The following is a 16,493-nucleotide window of genomic DNA, read 5'->3' on the forward strand; positions in this document are numbered from 1 at the left end:
CGCTGCCGGCAACGCACAAGTAGCGATCCACATCGAGCCGAAGGTCCCCTAGGCCACCCTCACCCGCGCCCTGCGGCTGTCGATCCACACCACCATCGCGCTGGCGTACAGCGACACCGCCAGGAACAGCGCCATGCGGATGGCGAAGGCGCGGTAGACGTCCTGGCCTGCTTCGCTGTCCTGCACCGATTGGCCGAGCAGGATGAGCATGGTGGTCATGCAGCCGACCCAGTAGGCCGGGGTCTGGCGGTTCGGCACCGCCTGGTAGAGACGGCGGGACTGCCAGAGGATGAACAGCAGGGTCCAGAGGAAGAACATCCAGAGGTGGACGAACAGGCTCAGGCCGCCCCACAGCAGGATCGCCAGCAGCCCGGCCAGCAGGGTCGAGCCGACCAGTTCGCGGGCGGCGTGGCGGGCGCGGGTTTCGCAGGTCTGCTGGCCCAGGCTCATCGCTTTCATGATCAGCGGCATGAACTGGTCAGGGGCGATCAGCGCCAGGAGGAAGGCCGGCATCACCACCAGGGTGGCGCGCAGGGCGATCCAGTTGACCTCCCCGGCATCCAGCCGTGGCGGCACTGGCGGTGCCGGCGCATCGGCCGGTTCGGGGAAGAGCACGTGGGCCACGACCGCGCCGAGGACGGCCAGCAGCATGCCCTTGGCCAGCGCCTCGACCACCGAGAGCGCCAGGGTGAAGTCGCCGGTGCCGGCGGCGGAAACCATGCTCAGGCCGATCACCAGCAGGTTCGCCAGCAGGCCGTTGCCGCCCTGCAGCAGGTAGCGGAAGCAGAGGAACAATCCAAGGCCGACCAGCAGCACGCCGCTTGCCGGTGCGTTGCGCAGCAGCGGGATCAGCAGCAGGCCGCTGCCAGCGCTGAACAGCACCAGCAGCGCGAGAGCCGGCGCCGCACGCAGTGGCAGCGCCTGGGCACGCATGGCCAGCAGCAGCACCGCCAGCACCGGCGCCAGGAACGGCACCGGCAAGCCCACGCCGAAGCTCGCCGCCAGGGTCAGCGCGGTGCCCCAGGCCAGGCGCAACGCGCGCAGGCGACGCAGCTCAATAGGCATACGACAGCCAGCTCATCAGCCACATGAACAGCCGGCCGAGCAGGTTCAGCGGATTGCCCTCGGTGGGCAGCGCCATGACTTCGGCCTGGCCGCCGACCCGCAGGTTCTCGGGGCCCGACAACTGCTCGCGATCGAGCCCCACGATCACCGGGAAGCGCTGCGCCGAGCGCAGCCACTCACGGCTGTTCTGCACCGTCGGCAGCGAACCCGGCGGCGCGCTCTGCCCCACGCTCACGCCGTAGCCGATGCTGCGGATGCTCCCGTGCAGGACTTTCCCCGGCAGCGCATCAAGCACGACCAGTACCGGCGTGCCCTGGCGCAAGTGGCCGAGGTTGTTCTCGGTCATGTCGGCGCTGATCCACAAGTCGTGGATGGCGATCAGCGTCATCACCGGGCTGCCGGGGCCTACGTAGTGGCCGACGTCGGTGCGCAGGTCGGTGATCAGGCCGTTCGAGTCCGCACGCACCTGGGTCCGGGCCAGATCGAGCCGGGCTTTCTCCACATTCGCAGCGGCGCTGCGCAGTTGGGCGTTTTCGGCCTCGTTGCCGCCCTGCTGCTCGCGCGCCCGCTCGACTTCCGCGCGGGCCGCCGCCACCTGGCTGGCCGCCTGTTCGCGGGTGGCCTGGGCGCCTTCCAGGCGGCGCACGGACACCGTGCCGGGGTCTTCCTGGTACAGCCGCTGCAGCCGTTCGGCGTCCTGCCGTGCCTTGCGCTCGTTGGCTTGCGCGGCGGCCAGCGAGGCCTGCGCCGAGTCGATCCCGGCGGTGCTCGCGCCTATCTGCCGACGCACCGTTTCCAGGTCCGCCTCGGCGCGCGCCAAGGCGATGCGGTACTGCTCCTGGTCGAGTTCAAAAAGCACGTCGCCCTTGCGCACTTCCTGGTTGTTGCCCACCGCCACGCGCTTCACCTGGCCGGCCACCTCGGCGCTCACCGGCACCACGTAGGCCTGCAGGCGCGCCTGCTGGGTGTAGGGCGTGAAGCGGTCGGCGAGCAGGTACCAGAACAGGCTCAGGGCGATCAGGATCAGCACGCCCTTGATCCCGCGGTCGGGCGACGCAGCGGGTGCGGCTTTCTTCGGCGCTGGCGCTTCGGTGGTTTCGCTCATTTCCCTTCACCCTTGTCCTGGCTCGTCGGGGCCGGCTCGTCGAGCAGGTCGCCCCAGTCGGTTCGTTGCTGCATCTGCTTGCGGGTCGCCGCATCGACGGGTGGGCGCTTGCTGTCCCAGCCGCCGCCGAGGGCCTTGTACAGCGCCACCAGGTTGCTCACCGCGTTGCCGCGGCTGACCAGGTAGCCGTCCTGCTGGGTCAGCAGAAGTTGCTGGGCGTCGAGCACGCGCTGGAAGTCGGCAAAGCCTTCGCGGTACTGCGAGCTCGCCAGGTTCAGCGAGCGCTGTGCGGCCTGCGAGGCCTCCTGGCGGATATTCGCGCTCTGCACTGCGCGGACCAGGCCGCTGGCGGCGTCGTCGGCCTCGCGCGCGGCTTCGCGCACGTCCTGGTGGTAGAGCTCGATCAGCTGTTGCAGGCGCGCATCCTCGACGCGCACGGCGTTCTCGCGCCGGCCGTAGTCGAAGGGGTTCCAGATCAGGCTTGGCCCGGCGGCGAGGTTGAAGCTGTCGGGCAGGTTGTGCGCCGAGACGAAGGTCCAGCCGATGCTGCCGAGCAGGCTGATTGACGGATAGAGGTCAGCCTCGGCGACGCCGACCAGCGCCGACTGCGCCGCCACCGCCTGCTCGGCGGCGCGGATGTCCGGGCGGCGCTGCAGCAGGCTGGCCGGTACGTCCTGCAGCACCGCGCCGTCGGGCAGCGGCAACTGGCCGTGGCGTGCGGCAAGCTCCGGCATCGGACCCGGCGGGCGGCCGAGCAGCGAGCAGAGCACGTTGCGCAGGGCGTTCACCTGGTTCTCGAATTCGGGGATGGTCGCCTTCGTCGCCAGGTACTGGGTGCGCGCCTGCTGCCAGTCCAGCTCGTCGTTCTCGCCGTGGCGGAACAGACGCTCGGTGATCTCCAGGCTGCGCTCCTGGCGCCTGGCGTTCTCGCGGGCGATGTCCAGGCGCGCCTCGGCGGTGCGCAAGCCGAAGTAGGTATCGGCCACCTGCGCGCGCATCAGCAGCATGGCGTCGGCGTAGTTGGCCTGGGAGGCGAAGTAGACCGCGTCGGCGGATTCGATGGCGCGGCTGAAGCGGCCCCAGAAGTCGATTTCCCAGCCGACGTTGGCGCCCAGGCTCGACTGCCAGAACACCGAGTCGCGAGCGCTGGGCGCGCCGGACTGGTTCTGCTTGAGGTAAAGGCTCTCGGCGCTCAGCTGCTGCAGCTGCGGGTAGCGTCCGGTCTGGGCGATTTCCAGTTGCGCGCGTGCCTCGACGATGCGCAGGCCGGCCACGCGCAGGCTGGTGTTGTTGGCGTCGGCCTCGGCGATCAGCGCGTCCAGGGTCGGGTCGGCGAAGACCGTCCACCACTGGCTGAAGTCCGGGGCGACGCCCCTGTGGCTCCCCTCCTCCAGCGCTGGCGTGCTCCAGCCGCCCAGCCAGGGATCCTGCGGCCGCTGGAAGTCCGGGCCGACCTGGGTGCAGCCGCCCAGCGCGGCGACGAAGCTCAGCGCCAGTCGGTAAGTGCGTGCCGGCATGGGCAGACCCGGCTGCTCAGGCCGACGGCCCGGAGTCGGCGTCGTCGTCCGGCACCCTCTCGTCGACCCACTGCCAGAACAGCGCGTAGGCCACCGCCAGGATCACCGGGCCGATGAACAGGCCGATGATGCCCTTGACCACCATGCCGCCGAGGGCGCCGATCAGTACCACCGGCATCGGCACGTCCACCCCGCGGCCGAGCAGCAGCGGCTTGAGCACGTTGTCGACCAGGCCGGCGACGAAGGTATAGATGGAGAAGACGATGGTCGCGGTGGAGAAGCCTTCGGTGCCGAGCACGTAGGCGATCACCGGGACCGTGATCAGCGTCGCCGGCGCCTGCACGATGCCCAGGATCAGCACGGCGATGGCCAGGATGCCCGCCCCCGGCACGCCCTTGACCACGAAGCCGACGCCGATCAGCAGCATCTGGATGAAGGCGATGCCGATCACGCCCTGGGCAACGGCGCGGATGGTCGCGGTGCACAGCTCGACGATGCGCGAACCGCGCTCGATGCCCGAGATGCGCTGGGCGATACGCACGGCGCTGGCCTGGCCCGTCTCGCCGAAGGCCATGATGATCCCGGCGATGATGATCGCGCCGATGAACAGCAGGAAGGCGCCGCCGGCACTGGCTGCCGCGCCCAGCAGCACGCGGCCGGTTCCCTTGAGGTGCGGCGCCAGCTTCTGCAGCGCGCTGGTCAGGTCGCCGGATGCCGACAGCCAGACCTCATGCAGGCGCGGTCCGATCAGCGGCCACTGGGCCACCGAATCCGGCGGCGCCGGCAGGCTCCAGGTGCCGCCCTTGAGGGCCGCCACCACGCCTTCCAGGGAGTCGCCGATAGAGGTCACCAGCAGGAAGATCGGCACCAGCAACACCAGCAGCGCGATCACCACGATCAGGGTGCCGGCGCGGCCGTCACGCATGCCGAAACGCTCCTTGAGCAATCGGTGCAACGGGTAGAGAGTCACCGCGAGGATCAGCGCCCAGAGCATCAGCTCGAGGAACGGCTGGAACACCTGGAAGGAAAAGACCACCAGCGCGGCGATCAGGCCGGCCTTGATGAAGACGTCGAGCAGGCCCCGCCAGAGGTTGCTGTCCAGTTTGAATATCGGCTGCATCGCTAGCCTCCAGACCGGCCGCGACGGACCGGATTGTCATTGATGTTGCGTTGCCCATTCCCATGCGCCCGCAGGCGCCGAGCGTCAGCCCGCGGATGGATCGTCAACGTCGTCGAAACACCCTGCACCCTTCTGCTTGTGCAGGTCGCGCAGGCGGTCTTCCTCGTACTTCTGGTAGCGCCGTACCCAGGCCCCGGCCTGCTCCTCGCCCACGCCCAGCTCGACGAAGGCGCGGCGCGCCATTTCCAGGCTGGAGTGGAAGGTCTCGCGCACGGGGTTGGCACCGAGGTCAAGCAATTGCAGCACCTGCTGGCGATTGCGCGCCCTGGCGATCACCCGCGTGCCGGGATACAGGCGCGCGAGGACATTCGCCGTCTCCAGGTTGATATGCGGATCGTCGGTGGCGACTATCACCAGCTCGGCTTCGCCGACCTTGGCCGCGTGCAGGATTTCCGGGCGCCTCGGGTCGCCGTAGAACACCCGCACGCCCTTCTCTCCACGCTTGGCCACGAGGGCTTCCACCGAGGTGTCCAGGGCCACCAGCGGCACGCCCTGGGCATGCAGCAGGTTGGCGATCACCCGGCCCATGCGGCCCATGCCGGCGATCACCACCTTGGGTTCGCCGTCCACCGCCGGCGGTCCTTGCGGCTCTTCGGCGGCGCCTGATTCATCCTTCAGCAGGCGCGCCAGCGCGATCATCACCAGCGGCACCACGGCCATCGACAAAGTGATGGCGAGCACCAGCAGGTCGTGTACCTGGCGCTCCAGCAAGCCCTGGTCCAGCGCCAGCTTGAATACCACGAAGGCGAACTCCCCGCCCGACGCCAGCACCACGCCCAGGCAGGTGGCGCCGGCGCGGGTCAGGCCGCCAGCCAGCCGACCGATGGCGTACAACAGCGGCAGCTTGATGCCCACCAGCAGCAGGGTCAGGCCGAGTACCTGCAGCGGCAGGTTGAACAGCAGGCGCAGGTCGGCGGTCATCCCCACGCCGACGAAGAACAGCCCGAGCAGCAGGCCCTTGAAGGGTTCGATCTGCGATTCCAGTTCGTGGCGGAAATGCGACTCGGCCATCAGCAGGCCGGCGAGGAAGGCGCCCAGGGCCATGGACACGCCGACGTGCTCCATGATCCAGGCGGTGCCGAGTACCACCAGCAGCGCGGTGGCGGTGGACAGGTCGCGCAAGCCGGTGCTGACTGCCCAGCCGAACACCGGACGCAACACATAGCGCCCGCCAACGACCACCAGGCCGATTCCCACGGCCACCGCCAGCAGGGGGCGCGCGTTACCGCTCTCGGCGGCCTCGACGCCGCCCAGCAAGGGCACGATGGCGATCAGCGGAATGGCGGCGATGTCCTGGAACAGCAGGATGGCCACGGCCAGGCGACCGTGCGGCTGGCCCAGCTCCTTGCGCTCGGCCAGCATCTGCAGGCCGAAGGCGGTGGACGACAGCGCCAGGCCCAGGCCGAGCACCAGGGCGGCGGCAGGCGACTGGCCGAATACCAGGTAGGCCAGCAAGCCCAGGATGAGCGCGGTCAGGCCCACCTGTAGCGAGCCGACGCCGAACAGGGAGTTGCGCATCATCCACAAACGGCGCGGCGAAAGCTCCAGGCCGATGATGAAGAGCAGCATCACCACGCCCATTTCCGAGAGCTTCCCGACGTTGTGCGGGTTGCTTACCAGGCCCAGCACGGACGGCCCGATCAGCATGCCCGCCAGCAGGTAGCCGGGCACGGCGCCGAGCCTCGCGCGTTGCGCCAGCGGTACGAGAATCACCACCGCCAGCAGGAAGATCACCGTGGCCTGCAGCAGGCTGCCATCATTGGGCATCCGCCCTCCTCCTTGAATCCGTTGCGTAAATCGTTGTGCCGGGGCGCTCCTGCGATGGCGGGCACGCCGGCCGCTGGCGACCGGGCACCCGCTGGCAAAGCCTTACTTCAGGGTGCGCAGCTTGGTGTAGGACAGCCGCATGTCCTTGGCCCAGCCGTCGAGCACGCCCTTCAAGTCGTTGGCGGTCAGGGCCTGGCTGGAGTTCTCCAGCGGATGGCCGGTGCCCTTGCGCACCACTTCGGCGACCACCTTGCTGTTGCCGCCGTCGATGAACGCGGCCTCGGTAGCGATCACGGTGTCCTGGTCGCGGATGCCGGTGGCGGTGCTCACGCCTGCCGCGATCAGCGCGATCGGGATCACTTCATAGGCGTGCAGCGATTGCGTATGGCTGCTCACGCCAGTGATGGCCGCACGCACCACCAGGGTGTCCGTTACCGGCTGGTCGACCACCCGCAGTACCTGGCCGAACTCGCGCTTGAGCACCTGGTTGTAGTAGGCGGAGATCTGGTCGAGGGTCTGCTGCGAGATCTTGTCGGTGGGGTTGGGCTTGGGGAAATACTGCGTCGGCTCGATGTAGACGCTGGTGTAGCGGGTAAGGTTGAGATTCGGGTCGATCCAGGCCTGCACCTTGGTGCCGGAGGCATTTTCCTGCTCGGTCAGGCGCGAATAGTCGCCGAGGAAGCCCGAATAATCCTCGGGGGCCACCTTGTTGCTCGAGCAACCGAACAGCAGCGGAAGTACCAGCAGGGGTACCAGGACCGCGTATTTCTTCATTTTCATCTCCTGATGGGCGGATTTTCTTTGCTCTGCGACGGTGGCGGGAATCAGAACCGCTCCTCGACCACCTTGAAGGGATAGGGAACGGCCTTGTACTTGCCGATCCGGCCGCGCTTGGGCAGCTCGACGACTCGCTCGCCGGTGACGTCCTTGTAGGGGATGCGCGACAGCAGGTGGCTGATGATGTTCAGGCGCGCACGGCGCTTGTCGTTGGAGTGCGCCATGAACCAGGGGGCCCAGGAGGTATCCGAGGCGTTGAACATCTCGTCGCGGGCGCGGGTGTAGTCGTCCCAGCGGGTGTAGGACTTCAGGTCCATGGGCGAGAGCTTCCACAGCTTGCGCCCATCGTTGATGCGGTCCTGCAGGCGGCGGGTCTGTTCGTCGGCGCTGACTTCGAGCCAGTACTTGATGAGGATGATCCCGGACTCGACCATCATCTTCTCGAACAGCGGAACCACCTCGAGGAACTTGGTCGCCTGCTCGTCGGTGCAGAAGCCCATGACCCGCTCGACGCCCGCGCGGTTGTACCAGCTGCGGTCGAAGATCACGACTTCGCCGGCGGCGGGCAGGTGGGTCAGGTAGCGCTGCGCGTACATCTGCGACTTTTCCCGCTCGGTCGGCGCCGGCAGCGCCACGACGCGGAACACCCGTGGGCTGACGCGCTCGGTGATGGCCTTGATGGTGCCGCCCTTGCCTGCGCCGTCGCGGCCCTCGAAGACGACGCAGACTTTCAGGCCCTTCGCGACCACCCACTCCTGCAGCTTCACCATCTCCACATGCAGGCGCTTGAGCTCCTTTTCGTAGGCCTTGCGGTCAAGCCCTTCGGCTGGGGCCTTCTTCTCGGTTTTCTTCTTATCCGCTTTGGACATCGTTCTCTCCTGAAGTCATGACCAGCTGGTAGGGGGCAAAGCGCGCGAAATGAGTATGGTTGATCCACGGCCGTTTGCCGGGCCGCGAGCTTAGGCCGAGTCCGCCCTTGGCGCAGCACAACGCCGGAAGATTCAAACGTTTACGATCGGCCGCAAATGGCACCGCAGAGGCACTGTCGTTCAGCCCTGGAACGGGGCCGCTCGTCGTGTAGCGGCGCAGCGCGCGACGAATGCGTATTTGCTGATGGAATCGCAGCGCACCGGAGAGATTCGACATGTCGCGGCTCACCTTCCTCCTCCTGCTCGCGCCGCTCGCCGTGGCGCTGAGCGGGGCCTCCTGCACCGAGCACGGCGACGACCAGGCGGACCAGCAAGCCGCGCCCGGCGCGCGTTCGAGCAGCCAGATGATTCCGCGTCAGCAGATCGACCCGCGCGTGCAGTCGCTGCCGCGCCGTTGAGGCTCAGGCGTCGCGCAGCAGGTCGAAGGAATCGAGCAATCGCCAGGCGATTTCCGGCGTGCGCTCCAGGCCGCGGCGGATGGCGGCGGGAATGGCCTGGCGGGTCTTGCGGCAGAGCCCCGGCAGCGGCTCGATGCGGATCTCGATGCCGCGCATGCTGCGCACTTCGTTGAAGCCGGGGGCGATGGTCAGGCGCAGGCCGAGTTGCTCGAACATGCGCCGCTGCATGTGCTCGAGATCGTCCAGGTCGCGGATGCACGCCAAACGCTCGAGCAGGCGCTGCTCCTCCTGGCGGGTCAGGCGCAGGATGCGCAGGTCGCCACGGGGGTCTTCCAGCAGCGCCTCGCGCCCGCAATCACAGGCGCCCGGCGGGCAAGGTTGGCGGAGCGGGATGGCGGAGGTCATGGCTGCCGAGCATAGCCATTCGCCCTCCTCCGCGCTCCCTTCTGCCGACGAAATTTCCTACAGGGTGTGCAGCGCTGCTTCGTCGCCATCCGGGTGATCGTCTCCCCCGATGGCGGCGGCTTCCAGGGCATCACCGGCAGGGCCTGGCCATGCTCCACTCGTAGTCCAGCCTGGCGATATGGCTCCCGGCTAGACCCAGGCGCCATCGGAAGTCTCGGTGTAGCGGCGGATAATCGTGAACGGTTATCCGCCAATCGAGGTGTCCGCACGCCCCTTGCAAAACTGCAAAGCGACCCTGCAAAGCTGTCTGTTCCGCGGCTTCCAGCCCTGGGCAATGATGTTCCTGCGCTTCACGACAAGCCCCCCACTGCACAGGAACCCGCACCATGAACGCCAAGAAGCATCTGCTCGCCGCCACCCTCGCCCTCGCTATCGGCAACGCCTTCGCCGCCGGCAGCCCGGGCGTCGAGCACACCACCCAGGCCTTCCTCGAAGCCCTGGAAGCCGGCGGCGGCAAACCGCTGGAAACGCTCTCGCCGAAGGATGCCCGCGCCGTTCTGACCGGCGCCCAGGCCTCGGTGAAGGTGGACCTCTCCGGCACCAACGTCAGCGAGAAGACCATCCAGGCCGATGGCCAGGCCATCAAGCTGACCATCGTCCGCCCGGCCAACGCCAAGGGCACGCTGCCGGTGTTCATGTTCTTCCACGGCGGCGGCTGGGTGCTCGGCGACTACCCGACCCACGCCCGGCTGATCCACGACCTGGTGGTGAACTCCGGCGCGGTGGCCGTCTACGTCGGCTACACGCCCTCCCCCGAGGCGCACTACCCGGTGGCGATCAACCAGGCCTACGCGGCAACCAAGTGGGTCGCCGAACACGGCAAGGAGATCAACGTCGACGGTTCGCGCCTGGCGGTGGCCGGCAACAGCGTGGGCGGCAACATGGCCGCGGTGGTCGCGCTGATGGCCAAGGACAAGGGCACGCCCAAGCTGCGCTTCCAGGCCCTGCTGTGGCCAGTGACCGACGCCAGCTTCGAGACCACGTCGTACAACCAGTTCGCCCAGGGGCACTTCCTCACCAAGCCGATGATGCAGTGGTTCTGGGACAGCTACACCACCGACGCGAAACAGCGCGCCGAGACCTACGCCTCGCCGCTGCGCGCCACACCCGAGCAGCTCAAGGGCCTGCCGCCGGCGCTGGTGCAGACCGCCGAGTTCGACGTGCTGCGCGATGAAGGCGAGGCCTATGCCCGTCACCTGGACGCCGCCGGCGTACCGGTCACCGCCGTGCGCTACAACGGCATGATCCACGACTACGGCCTGCTCAACCCGCTGGCCAAGGTCCCGGAAGTCCAGGCCGCCATGCGTCAGGCCGGCGTGGAGCTGAAAGCCCACCTGAAGTAGCCGCGAATGTCCCTCCGGTGTCCGCGCAACCCAGGTGTGGCACGGCCCGGAGGGCCCCTTGCAAAACTGCAAGGTGACCCTGCAAAGCTGTCTGTTCCGCGCATTCCGGCAGTCGGTAAAGATGGCTCCACGGTTCGGCTCAACACGCCCGATACCGAGCAGAAACGACGTGAAAGACCCCACCCAATCACGCAACGACAGAAGGAACCTCACCATGACCGCAATCGCCAAGGCCGCTCCCGGCAAGACCCTGCTGAACCCGAACGATCACACCCTGATCATGATCGACCACCAGTCGCAGATGTCCTTCGCCACCAAGTCGATCGACGCCGTCACCCTGCGCAACAACGCCGCGCTGGTCGCCAAGGCGGCCAAGGAATTCGAGGTTTCCACCATCCTCACCACCGTTGCCGAGAAGAGCTTCTCCGGCCCGATCTTCACCGAGATCAAGTCGGTGTTCCCGGACCACAACGTGATCGACCGCACCAGCATGAACACCTGGGAAGACCCGCGCATCGCGGTGGAAGTGAACAAGTTCGGCAAGCAGAAGATCGTCCTCGCCGGCCTCTGGACGTCCGTGTGCATCGTCGGCCCGGCCCTCTCCGCCATCGACCAGGGCTTCGAGGTCTACGTGATCGCCGACGCCTGCGGCGACGTCTCCACCGAAGCCCACGAGATGGCCCTGCAGCGCATGATCCAGCTCGGCGCCCGCCCGATGACTTCCCTGCAGTACCTGCTCGAACTGCAACGCGACTGGGCCCGTGGCGAAACCTACGACCAGACCGTGAAGACCTCCATCGAGCACGGCGGCGCCTACGGCCTGGGCCTGATCTACGCCAAGACCATGTTCAACGCCAGCGAAGGCCACTGACGGCCGGCCGCCCCCGGTTCGCCGGGGGCGTCTTTACTGCATGCGGAGGTGCACGCCATGACCCAAGAATCCGTGACCCTGATCATTCGCCACAGCGCCCGCCCCGACAGCGTCGCGGCCTACGAGGCGATCCTGCGCGAGCTGACCCGCGCTGCCAGCGAGTTCCCCGGCCACCAGGGCGTGGACGTGCTGCGCCAGGGCGATCGCTTCACCTCGGTGCTGCGTTTCGCCTCGGCCGGCCAACTGCAGGACTGGCTCGACTCACCGCAGCGCCGCGAACTGATCGAACGCGCCGAGCCGCTGCTGCTCGACGGCGACAACCAGGAGCGGCATGACGCCCACGAGTTCTGGTTCACCCCGGCCGAGACCGGCCAGAAGCCGCCGCCGCGCTGGAAGCAGGTGATAGTCACCTACCTGGTCATCCTGCCGCTGGTGATGCTGGTGCCGCAGCTGTGGAAGCCGCTGTTCCAGGTGCTGCCGTGGCTGGGCGGCTTCCTGCTCAGCAACGTGCTGATCACCCTGACCATCGTGGTGCTGGTCGTGTACCTGTTCATGCCCCGCGTGACCCGCTTGTTCGCCGGCTGGCTCAACGCCCGCTGACCGCCTACCTCGAAGGACTCCGCCATGTATGCCGACCTGATCCTCTACAACGGCCGTTTCCACACCGTCGACCGCGAAAAACCCAGCGCCACCGCCGTGGCCATCAAGGACGGAAAATTCCTCGCCGTCGGCAACGACGCCGAAATCATGCCGCTGCGCGCCGGCGCCACCCAGGTCATCGACCTCAAGGGCCGCACCGTCATCCCCGGCCTCAACGACTCGCACCTGCACCTGATCCGCGGCGGGCTCAACTACAACCTCGAACTGCGCTGGGAAGGCGTGCCCTCGCTGGCCGATGGCCTGCGCATGCTCAAGGAGCAGGCCCTGCGCACCCCGTCGCCGCAATGGGTGCGGGTGGTGGGTGGCTGGAGCGAGTTCCAGTTCGCCGAGAAGCGCCTGCCGACCCTCGAGGAGTTGAACCAGGCCGCACCGGACACCCCGGTGTTCGTCCTGCACCTGTATGACCGCGCCCTGCTCAACCGCGCCGCCCTGCGCGTGGTCGGCTACACGAAGGACACGCCGAACCCGCCCGGCGGCGAGATCGTCCGCGACAGCAACGGCGAACCCACCGGCATGCTGATCGCGCGGCCCAACGCGATGATCCTCTACGCCACCCTGGCCAAGGGGCCGAAGCTGCCGTTCGAATACCAGGTCAACTCGACTCGCCAGTTCATGCGCGAGCTCAACCGCCTGGGCGTCACCAGCGCCATCGACGCCGGCGGCGGCTTCCAGAACTACCCGGACGATTACCAGGTGATCGAGCAGCTGGAGAAGGACAACCAGCTCAGCGTGCGCATCGCCTACAACCTGTTCACCCAGAAGCCCAAGGAAGAACTCGCCGACTTCAAGAACTGGACCAGCAACGTCAAGTACGGCCAGGGCAACGACTTCCTGCGGCACAACGGCGCTGGCGAGATGCTGGTGTTCTCCGCCGCCGACTTCGAGGACTTCCTCGAACCGCGCCCGGACCTGCCGCCGAACATGGAGACCGACCTCGAGCCGGTGGTGCGCCACCTGGTCGAGCAGCGCTGGCCGTTCCGCCTGCACGCCACCTACGACGAATCCATCTCGCGGATGCTCGATGTGTTCGAGAAGGTCAACCTAGACATCCCGTTCAACGGCCTGCACTGGTTCTTCGACCACTGCGAGACCATTTCGCCGAAGAACATCGAACGGGTCCGCGCGCTGGGCGGCGGCATCGCCATCCAGGACCGCATGGCCTTCCAGGGCGAATACTTCGTCGACCGCTACGGCGCGAAAGCCGCCCAAGCCACCCCGCCGATCAAGCGAATGCTTGCCGAAGGCGTACCGGTAGGCGCCGGCACCGATGCGACTCGCGTCTCCAGCTACAACCCCTGGACCTCACTGTACTGGATGGTCAGCGGCAAGACCGTTGGCGGCCTGGAGCTGTACCCCGAGGGCCTGTCCCGCGCCACGGCGCTGGAGCTGTACACCCACGGCAGCGCCTGGTTCTCCAACGAACAGGGCAAGAAAGGCCTGATCAAGGTCGGGCAGCTGGCGGACCTGGCAGTGCTCTCGGCGGACTATTTCAGCGTCGAGGAAGAGGCGATCAAGCGCATCGAGTCAGTACTGACCGTGGTGGATGGCCGGGTGGTCTACGCCGACGGCGATTTCGAGCGCTACGGCCCGCCGACCCTGCCGGTGCTGCCGGACTGGTCGCCGGTGGCCAAGGTCGCCGGGCACTGGCGCCCGCAGGCACCGTTGGCCCAGGCAGTGCACCAGTGTGCCGGGGCATGCACGGTACATGGCCACGGCCACGAGCGGGCGCGCCAGTCGAGCGTGCCGATCAGTGATTTCCAGGGCTTCTGGGGTGCCTTCGGCTGTTCCTGCTTCGCCTTCTGAAAACCGGCGCGGGCCTGGCGGCCCGCGCCCTTTTCATTCAGGGGCGGAACAGGTGGGATTGGCCGCTGGCGAACAGGTGCACGCGGCTGCCCAGGTCCGGCGAATCGAGCGCCGAGACGCGGACCGGCAGGCGCCACTCGCCGCCGCCCCAGTCGGCTTCTCCAGCGTCGTCCAGGCGGACGGTCACCGTGCACTTGTTGCCGCCGAAGTCGCTGCCCACCACGGTGCCGAAGCAGCCGTCCGCGCTGTTCGCCGGCAGCCCTGCCGGGCTCAGGTGCAGTTGCTCCGGGCGCAGCAGAATACGCGCCCGCCCTGCACTCTCGCCCTCGCCGACCCGCACGCGCCCCAGCGGGCAGCGCGCCCAGCCGGCTTCCACGCTGGCCGGCAGGACCAGGGCGTCGCCCAGGAAGAACGCGGTTTCCTCGTCCGCCGGTCGCAGGTACAGATCCTTCGGCGCACCCGCCTGCACCAGCCGGCCCTGGCGCAAGACGGCCAGTTGATCGCCGAATGAAAGCGCCTCTTCCTGATCGTGGGTGACCAGGATCGCGGTGACGCCGGCGTCGCTCAGCACCTGGGAAACCGCCTTGCGCATCGACACGCGCAGGCCGCTGTCCAGCGCCGAGAAGGGTTCGTCGAGCAGCATCAGCCTGGGGCTCTGCGCCAGCGCCCGCGCCAGCGCTACGCGTTGCTGCTGGCCGCCGGACAGCTCGTGCGGCCAGCGCCGCCCCATGTCACGGTCGAGCGAGACCATCTCCAGCAGCTGGTCGACCCGGCGCTGTTTTTCCGCTGCGTGCCCGTCCAGGCCGAAGGCGATGTTCGCCGCGACGCTCAGGTGCGGGAAGAGCGCGCCGTCCTGCGGTACATAGCCGATCACCCGACGGTGCGCGGGGATGGCGCTGGTCTCGTCGGCCAGGGTGACGCCGTCGAAGGTGATGCGCCCGGTGTCGGGGAATTCGAAGCCGGCGATCAGCCGCAGCAGGGTGGTCTTGCCCGAACCCGAGGGGCCGACCACGGCGGTGCGGCTGCCCGCCGGCACCGACAGGCTGAAGGTTTCCAGCGCCGCGCTGGCGCCGAAGTAGCGAGAGACTGCATGGATCTCGAGGGTACTCATCGACCTGCTACCCGTCTGGATTGGTGGTAGAGAAGCCCGGTCAGCGGCAGCGACAGCAGCACCATCAGCAGCGCGTAGGGCGCGGCGGCGGCGTAGTCGATCTCGCTGGTGTGGGCCCAGAAGCTGGTGGCCAGGGTGCTGGTGCCGCTGGGCGACAGCAACAGGGTCGCGGTCAGTTCGTTGACGATGGCCAGGAACACCAGCGCCACACCGGCAGCGGCGCCCGGCGCGGCGAAGCGCAGGGTTACCCGCCCCAATGCCTGGGCCGGCGTGCGCCCCAGGCTGCGGGCGATGTTCTCCAGCTCCACCGGCACCTGGGCGATGCCGGCGCGCAGGCTGACAAGAGCCCGGGGCAGGAACATCAGCAGGTAGGCCAGGAGCACGGTGAACAGCGTCTGATACAGCGGCTGCGCGAAGCGGATGGTCAGGCTGACCAGGGCCAGCGCCACCACGATGCCCGGCAGCGAACTGGCGATGTAGTTGCTGCCTTCGAGCAGGCGCTGCAAGCGGCTCGGTGCGCGAATCGAGATCCAGGCCACGGGGATTGCCGCGAGGGTCGTCAGCAGCGCGCCGGCGGCCCCCAGCAGCATGGTCTGGCCCAGCGCCGGGAGCATTTCGTCGAAGCGCCAGACCTCGCGGCCGCCGGCCCACAGCCACTGGCCGAGGGTGATCAGCGGCACGCCCAGGGTCAGCAGCGTGCTGCCAACGGTGAACACCAGGGCCAGGCCCAGTTGCCAGGCGTGCAGGCCGTACAGCCGCTGCGCGCGCGGGCTGCCGGAGCCGACGCGGGCGTAGCGTGCCTTGCCGCGCAGGCCGGCCTCGAGGGTCAGCAGCAGCAGGCAGCCCAGCGCCAGGACCCCGGCCAGCATGTTGGCCGCGGAGCTGCTGAAGGACGACTGGAACTGGTCGAAGATCGCCGTGGTGAAGGTGTCGAAACGGATCAGCGCGTACAGCCCATACTCGGCCAGCAGGTGCAGGCCGACCAGCAGCGAGCCGCCGCAGATGGCCAGGCGCAGCTGCGGCAGCACCACGCGGCGGAACACCGGCCAGGGTCGTTGGCCGAGGGATTCGGCGACGTCTTCCAGGACCGGGTCGAGGCGCCGCAGGGACGCGGCGGCCGGCAGGTAGATGAACGGCGAATAGGCGATCACCGAGATCAGCACAGCCGGGAACAGGCCGTTCAGCGACGGCGCCAGGCTGATCCAGGCATAGCTGTGGACGAACGCCGGGATCGCCAGCGGGGCGATGGCCAGCAACGACCACAGCCGCCGTCCGGGCAGCTTGCTGCGCTCGGTCAGCCAGGCCATGGCCACGCCGTGCAGCACGCACAGCGGGATGGTCAACAGCACCAGCAGCAGCGTATTGCCCAGCAGTTCCGCCACGCGCGGGCGGAACACCAGCTTGACGATGGTGGCCCAGCCCGCCTGCACGCTGGCGCCGGCAACGAACGCCAGCGGCAGCAGCGCGAACAGCGCCACCAGCAGCGCCGCGCCCAGCAGCCA

16 protein-coding genes are annotated in these 16,493 nt (G+C 68.1%); 5 read left to right on the plus strand and 11 right to left on the minus strand.

Annotated elements, in window-relative coordinates:
• Nucleotides 1-48: 48 nt before the first annotated feature.
• The 8 genes from ACA097_RS01870 to ACA097_RS01905 all read right to left on the minus strand — a co-directional run bounded on the left by ACA097_RS01870 (nucleotide 49) and on the right by ACA097_RS01905 (nucleotide 8,557).
• The gene (locus ACA097_RS01870; protein WP_043251640.1) at nucleotides 49-1,065 is read right to left on the minus strand and encodes a DUF2955 domain-containing protein; all 1,017 of its coding nucleotides are present in this window, start codon (nucleotides 1,063-1,065) and stop codon (nucleotides 49-51) included.
• The gene (locus ACA097_RS01875) at nucleotides 1,055-2,170 is read right to left on the minus strand and encodes an HlyD family secretion protein (RefSeq protein ID WP_371368141.1); all 1,116 of its coding nucleotides are present in this window, start codon (nucleotides 2,168-2,170) and stop codon (nucleotides 1,055-1,057) included. Before ACA097_RS01875 ends, ACA097_RS01870 begins: the two co-directional genes overlap by 11 nt.
• Nucleotides 2,167-3,687 carry an efflux transporter outer membrane subunit gene (locus tag ACA097_RS01880; RefSeq protein ID WP_160286706.1) on the minus strand — a complete coding sequence of 507 codons (1,521 nt, stop codon included), beginning with the start codon at nucleotides 3,685-3,687 and terminating at the stop codon, nucleotides 2,167-2,169. Before ACA097_RS01880 ends, ACA097_RS01875 begins: the two co-directional genes overlap by 4 nt.
• A 16-nt stretch (nucleotides 3,688-3,703) precedes the next feature.
• Nucleotides 3,704-4,807: an AI-2E family transporter gene (locus ACA097_RS01885; protein WP_371368144.1), complete on the minus strand. Its 1,104-nt coding sequence runs from the start codon at nucleotides 4,805-4,807 to the stop codon at nucleotides 3,704-3,706.
• Nucleotides 4,808-4,891: 84 nt separating this feature from the next.
• A complete protein-coding gene (locus ACA097_RS01890) occupies nucleotides 4,892-6,634 on the minus strand; it encodes a monovalent cation:proton antiporter-2 (CPA2) family protein (RefSeq protein WP_084166609.1) in 1,743 nt (580 codons plus the stop codon).
• 102 nt (nucleotides 6,635-6,736) lie between these two features.
• Nucleotides 6,737-7,408: a DUF3313 domain-containing protein gene (locus ACA097_RS01895; RefSeq protein ID WP_043251634.1), complete on the minus strand. Its 672-nt coding sequence runs from the start codon at nucleotides 7,406-7,408 to the stop codon at nucleotides 6,737-6,739.
• A gap of 50 nt (nucleotides 7,409-7,458) precedes the next feature.
• Nucleotides 7,459-8,280, minus strand: coding sequence for a polyphosphate kinase 2 (gene ppk2 / locus ACA097_RS01900; protein ID WP_043251633.1), 822 nt, complete (start codon nucleotides 8,278-8,280; stop codon nucleotides 7,459-7,461).
• The gene (locus ACA097_RS01905; RefSeq protein ID WP_160286704.1) at nucleotides 8,264-8,557 is read right to left on the minus strand and encodes a hypothetical protein; all 294 of its coding nucleotides are present in this window, start codon (nucleotides 8,555-8,557) and stop codon (nucleotides 8,264-8,266) included. The genes ppk2 and ACA097_RS01905 overlap by 17 nt, the downstream gene beginning before the upstream one ends.
• Here ACA097_RS01905 and ACA097_RS01910 point away from each other — a divergent pair.
• Nucleotides 8,556-8,738 carry a hypothetical protein gene (locus ACA097_RS01910; protein WP_160286703.1) on the plus strand — a complete coding sequence of 61 codons (183 nt, stop codon included), beginning with the start codon at nucleotides 8,556-8,558 and terminating at the stop codon, nucleotides 8,736-8,738. The two genes, ACA097_RS01905 and ACA097_RS01910, sit on opposite strands and share 2 nt — an antisense overlap.
• Nucleotides 8,739-8,741: 3 nt before the next feature.
• Here ACA097_RS01910 and ACA097_RS01915 read toward each other — a convergent pair whose 3' ends face one another.
• A complete protein-coding gene (locus ACA097_RS01915; RefSeq protein WP_371368147.1) occupies nucleotides 8,742-9,143 on the minus strand; it encodes a hypothetical protein in 402 nt (133 codons plus the stop codon).
• A 386-nt stretch (nucleotides 9,144-9,529) separates the two neighbouring features.
• Between ACA097_RS01915 and ACA097_RS01920 the strand changes: the two genes are divergently transcribed.
• From ACA097_RS01920 to ACA097_RS01935, 4 genes are all read left to right on the plus strand, one after another.
• Nucleotides 9,530-10,546 (plus strand): alpha/beta hydrolase, encoded by a 1,017-nt coding sequence (locus ACA097_RS01920; RefSeq protein ID WP_371368149.1) that lies wholly within the window; start codon nucleotides 9,530-9,532, stop codon nucleotides 10,544-10,546.
• A gap of 214 nt (nucleotides 10,547-10,760) precedes the next feature.
• Complete coding sequence (locus tag ACA097_RS01925) at nucleotides 10,761-11,417, plus strand: hydrolase (protein ID WP_043251627.1); 657 nt, start codon at nucleotides 10,761-10,763, stop codon at nucleotides 11,415-11,417.
• A 57-nt stretch (nucleotides 11,418-11,474) separates the two neighbouring features.
• Complete coding sequence (locus ACA097_RS01930; RefSeq protein ID WP_156958022.1) at nucleotides 11,475-12,017, plus strand: antibiotic biosynthesis monooxygenase; 543 nt, start codon at nucleotides 11,475-11,477, stop codon at nucleotides 12,015-12,017.
• 24 nt (nucleotides 12,018-12,041) lie between these two features.
• Nucleotides 12,042-13,880, plus strand: a complete 1,839-nt coding sequence (locus ACA097_RS01935; protein WP_371368153.1) for an amidohydrolase — start codon at nucleotides 12,042-12,044, stop codon at nucleotides 13,878-13,880.
• A gap of 37 nt (nucleotides 13,881-13,917) precedes the next feature.
• On the opposite strand, the gene ACA097_RS01940 is transcribed toward ACA097_RS01935, so the two are convergent.
• Both ACA097_RS01940 and ACA097_RS01945 read right to left on the minus strand, forming a co-directional pair.
• Nucleotides 13,918-14,991, minus strand: a complete 1,074-nt coding sequence (locus tag ACA097_RS01940) for an ABC transporter ATP-binding protein (protein WP_043251623.1) — start codon at nucleotides 14,989-14,991, stop codon at nucleotides 13,918-13,920.
• Nucleotides 14,988-16,490 (minus strand): ABC transporter permease, encoded by a 1,503-nt coding sequence (locus tag ACA097_RS01945; protein ID WP_371370593.1) that lies wholly within the window; start codon nucleotides 16,488-16,490, stop codon nucleotides 14,988-14,990. The genes ACA097_RS01940 and ACA097_RS01945 overlap by 4 nt, the downstream gene beginning before the upstream one ends.
• Nucleotides 16,491-16,493: the final 3 nt, after the last annotated feature.

Source organism: Pseudomonas sp. QL9 (assembly GCF_041409665.1).
Classification (GTDB): Bacteria; Pseudomonadota; Gammaproteobacteria; order Pseudomonadales; family Pseudomonadaceae; genus Pseudomonas; species Pseudomonas knackmussii.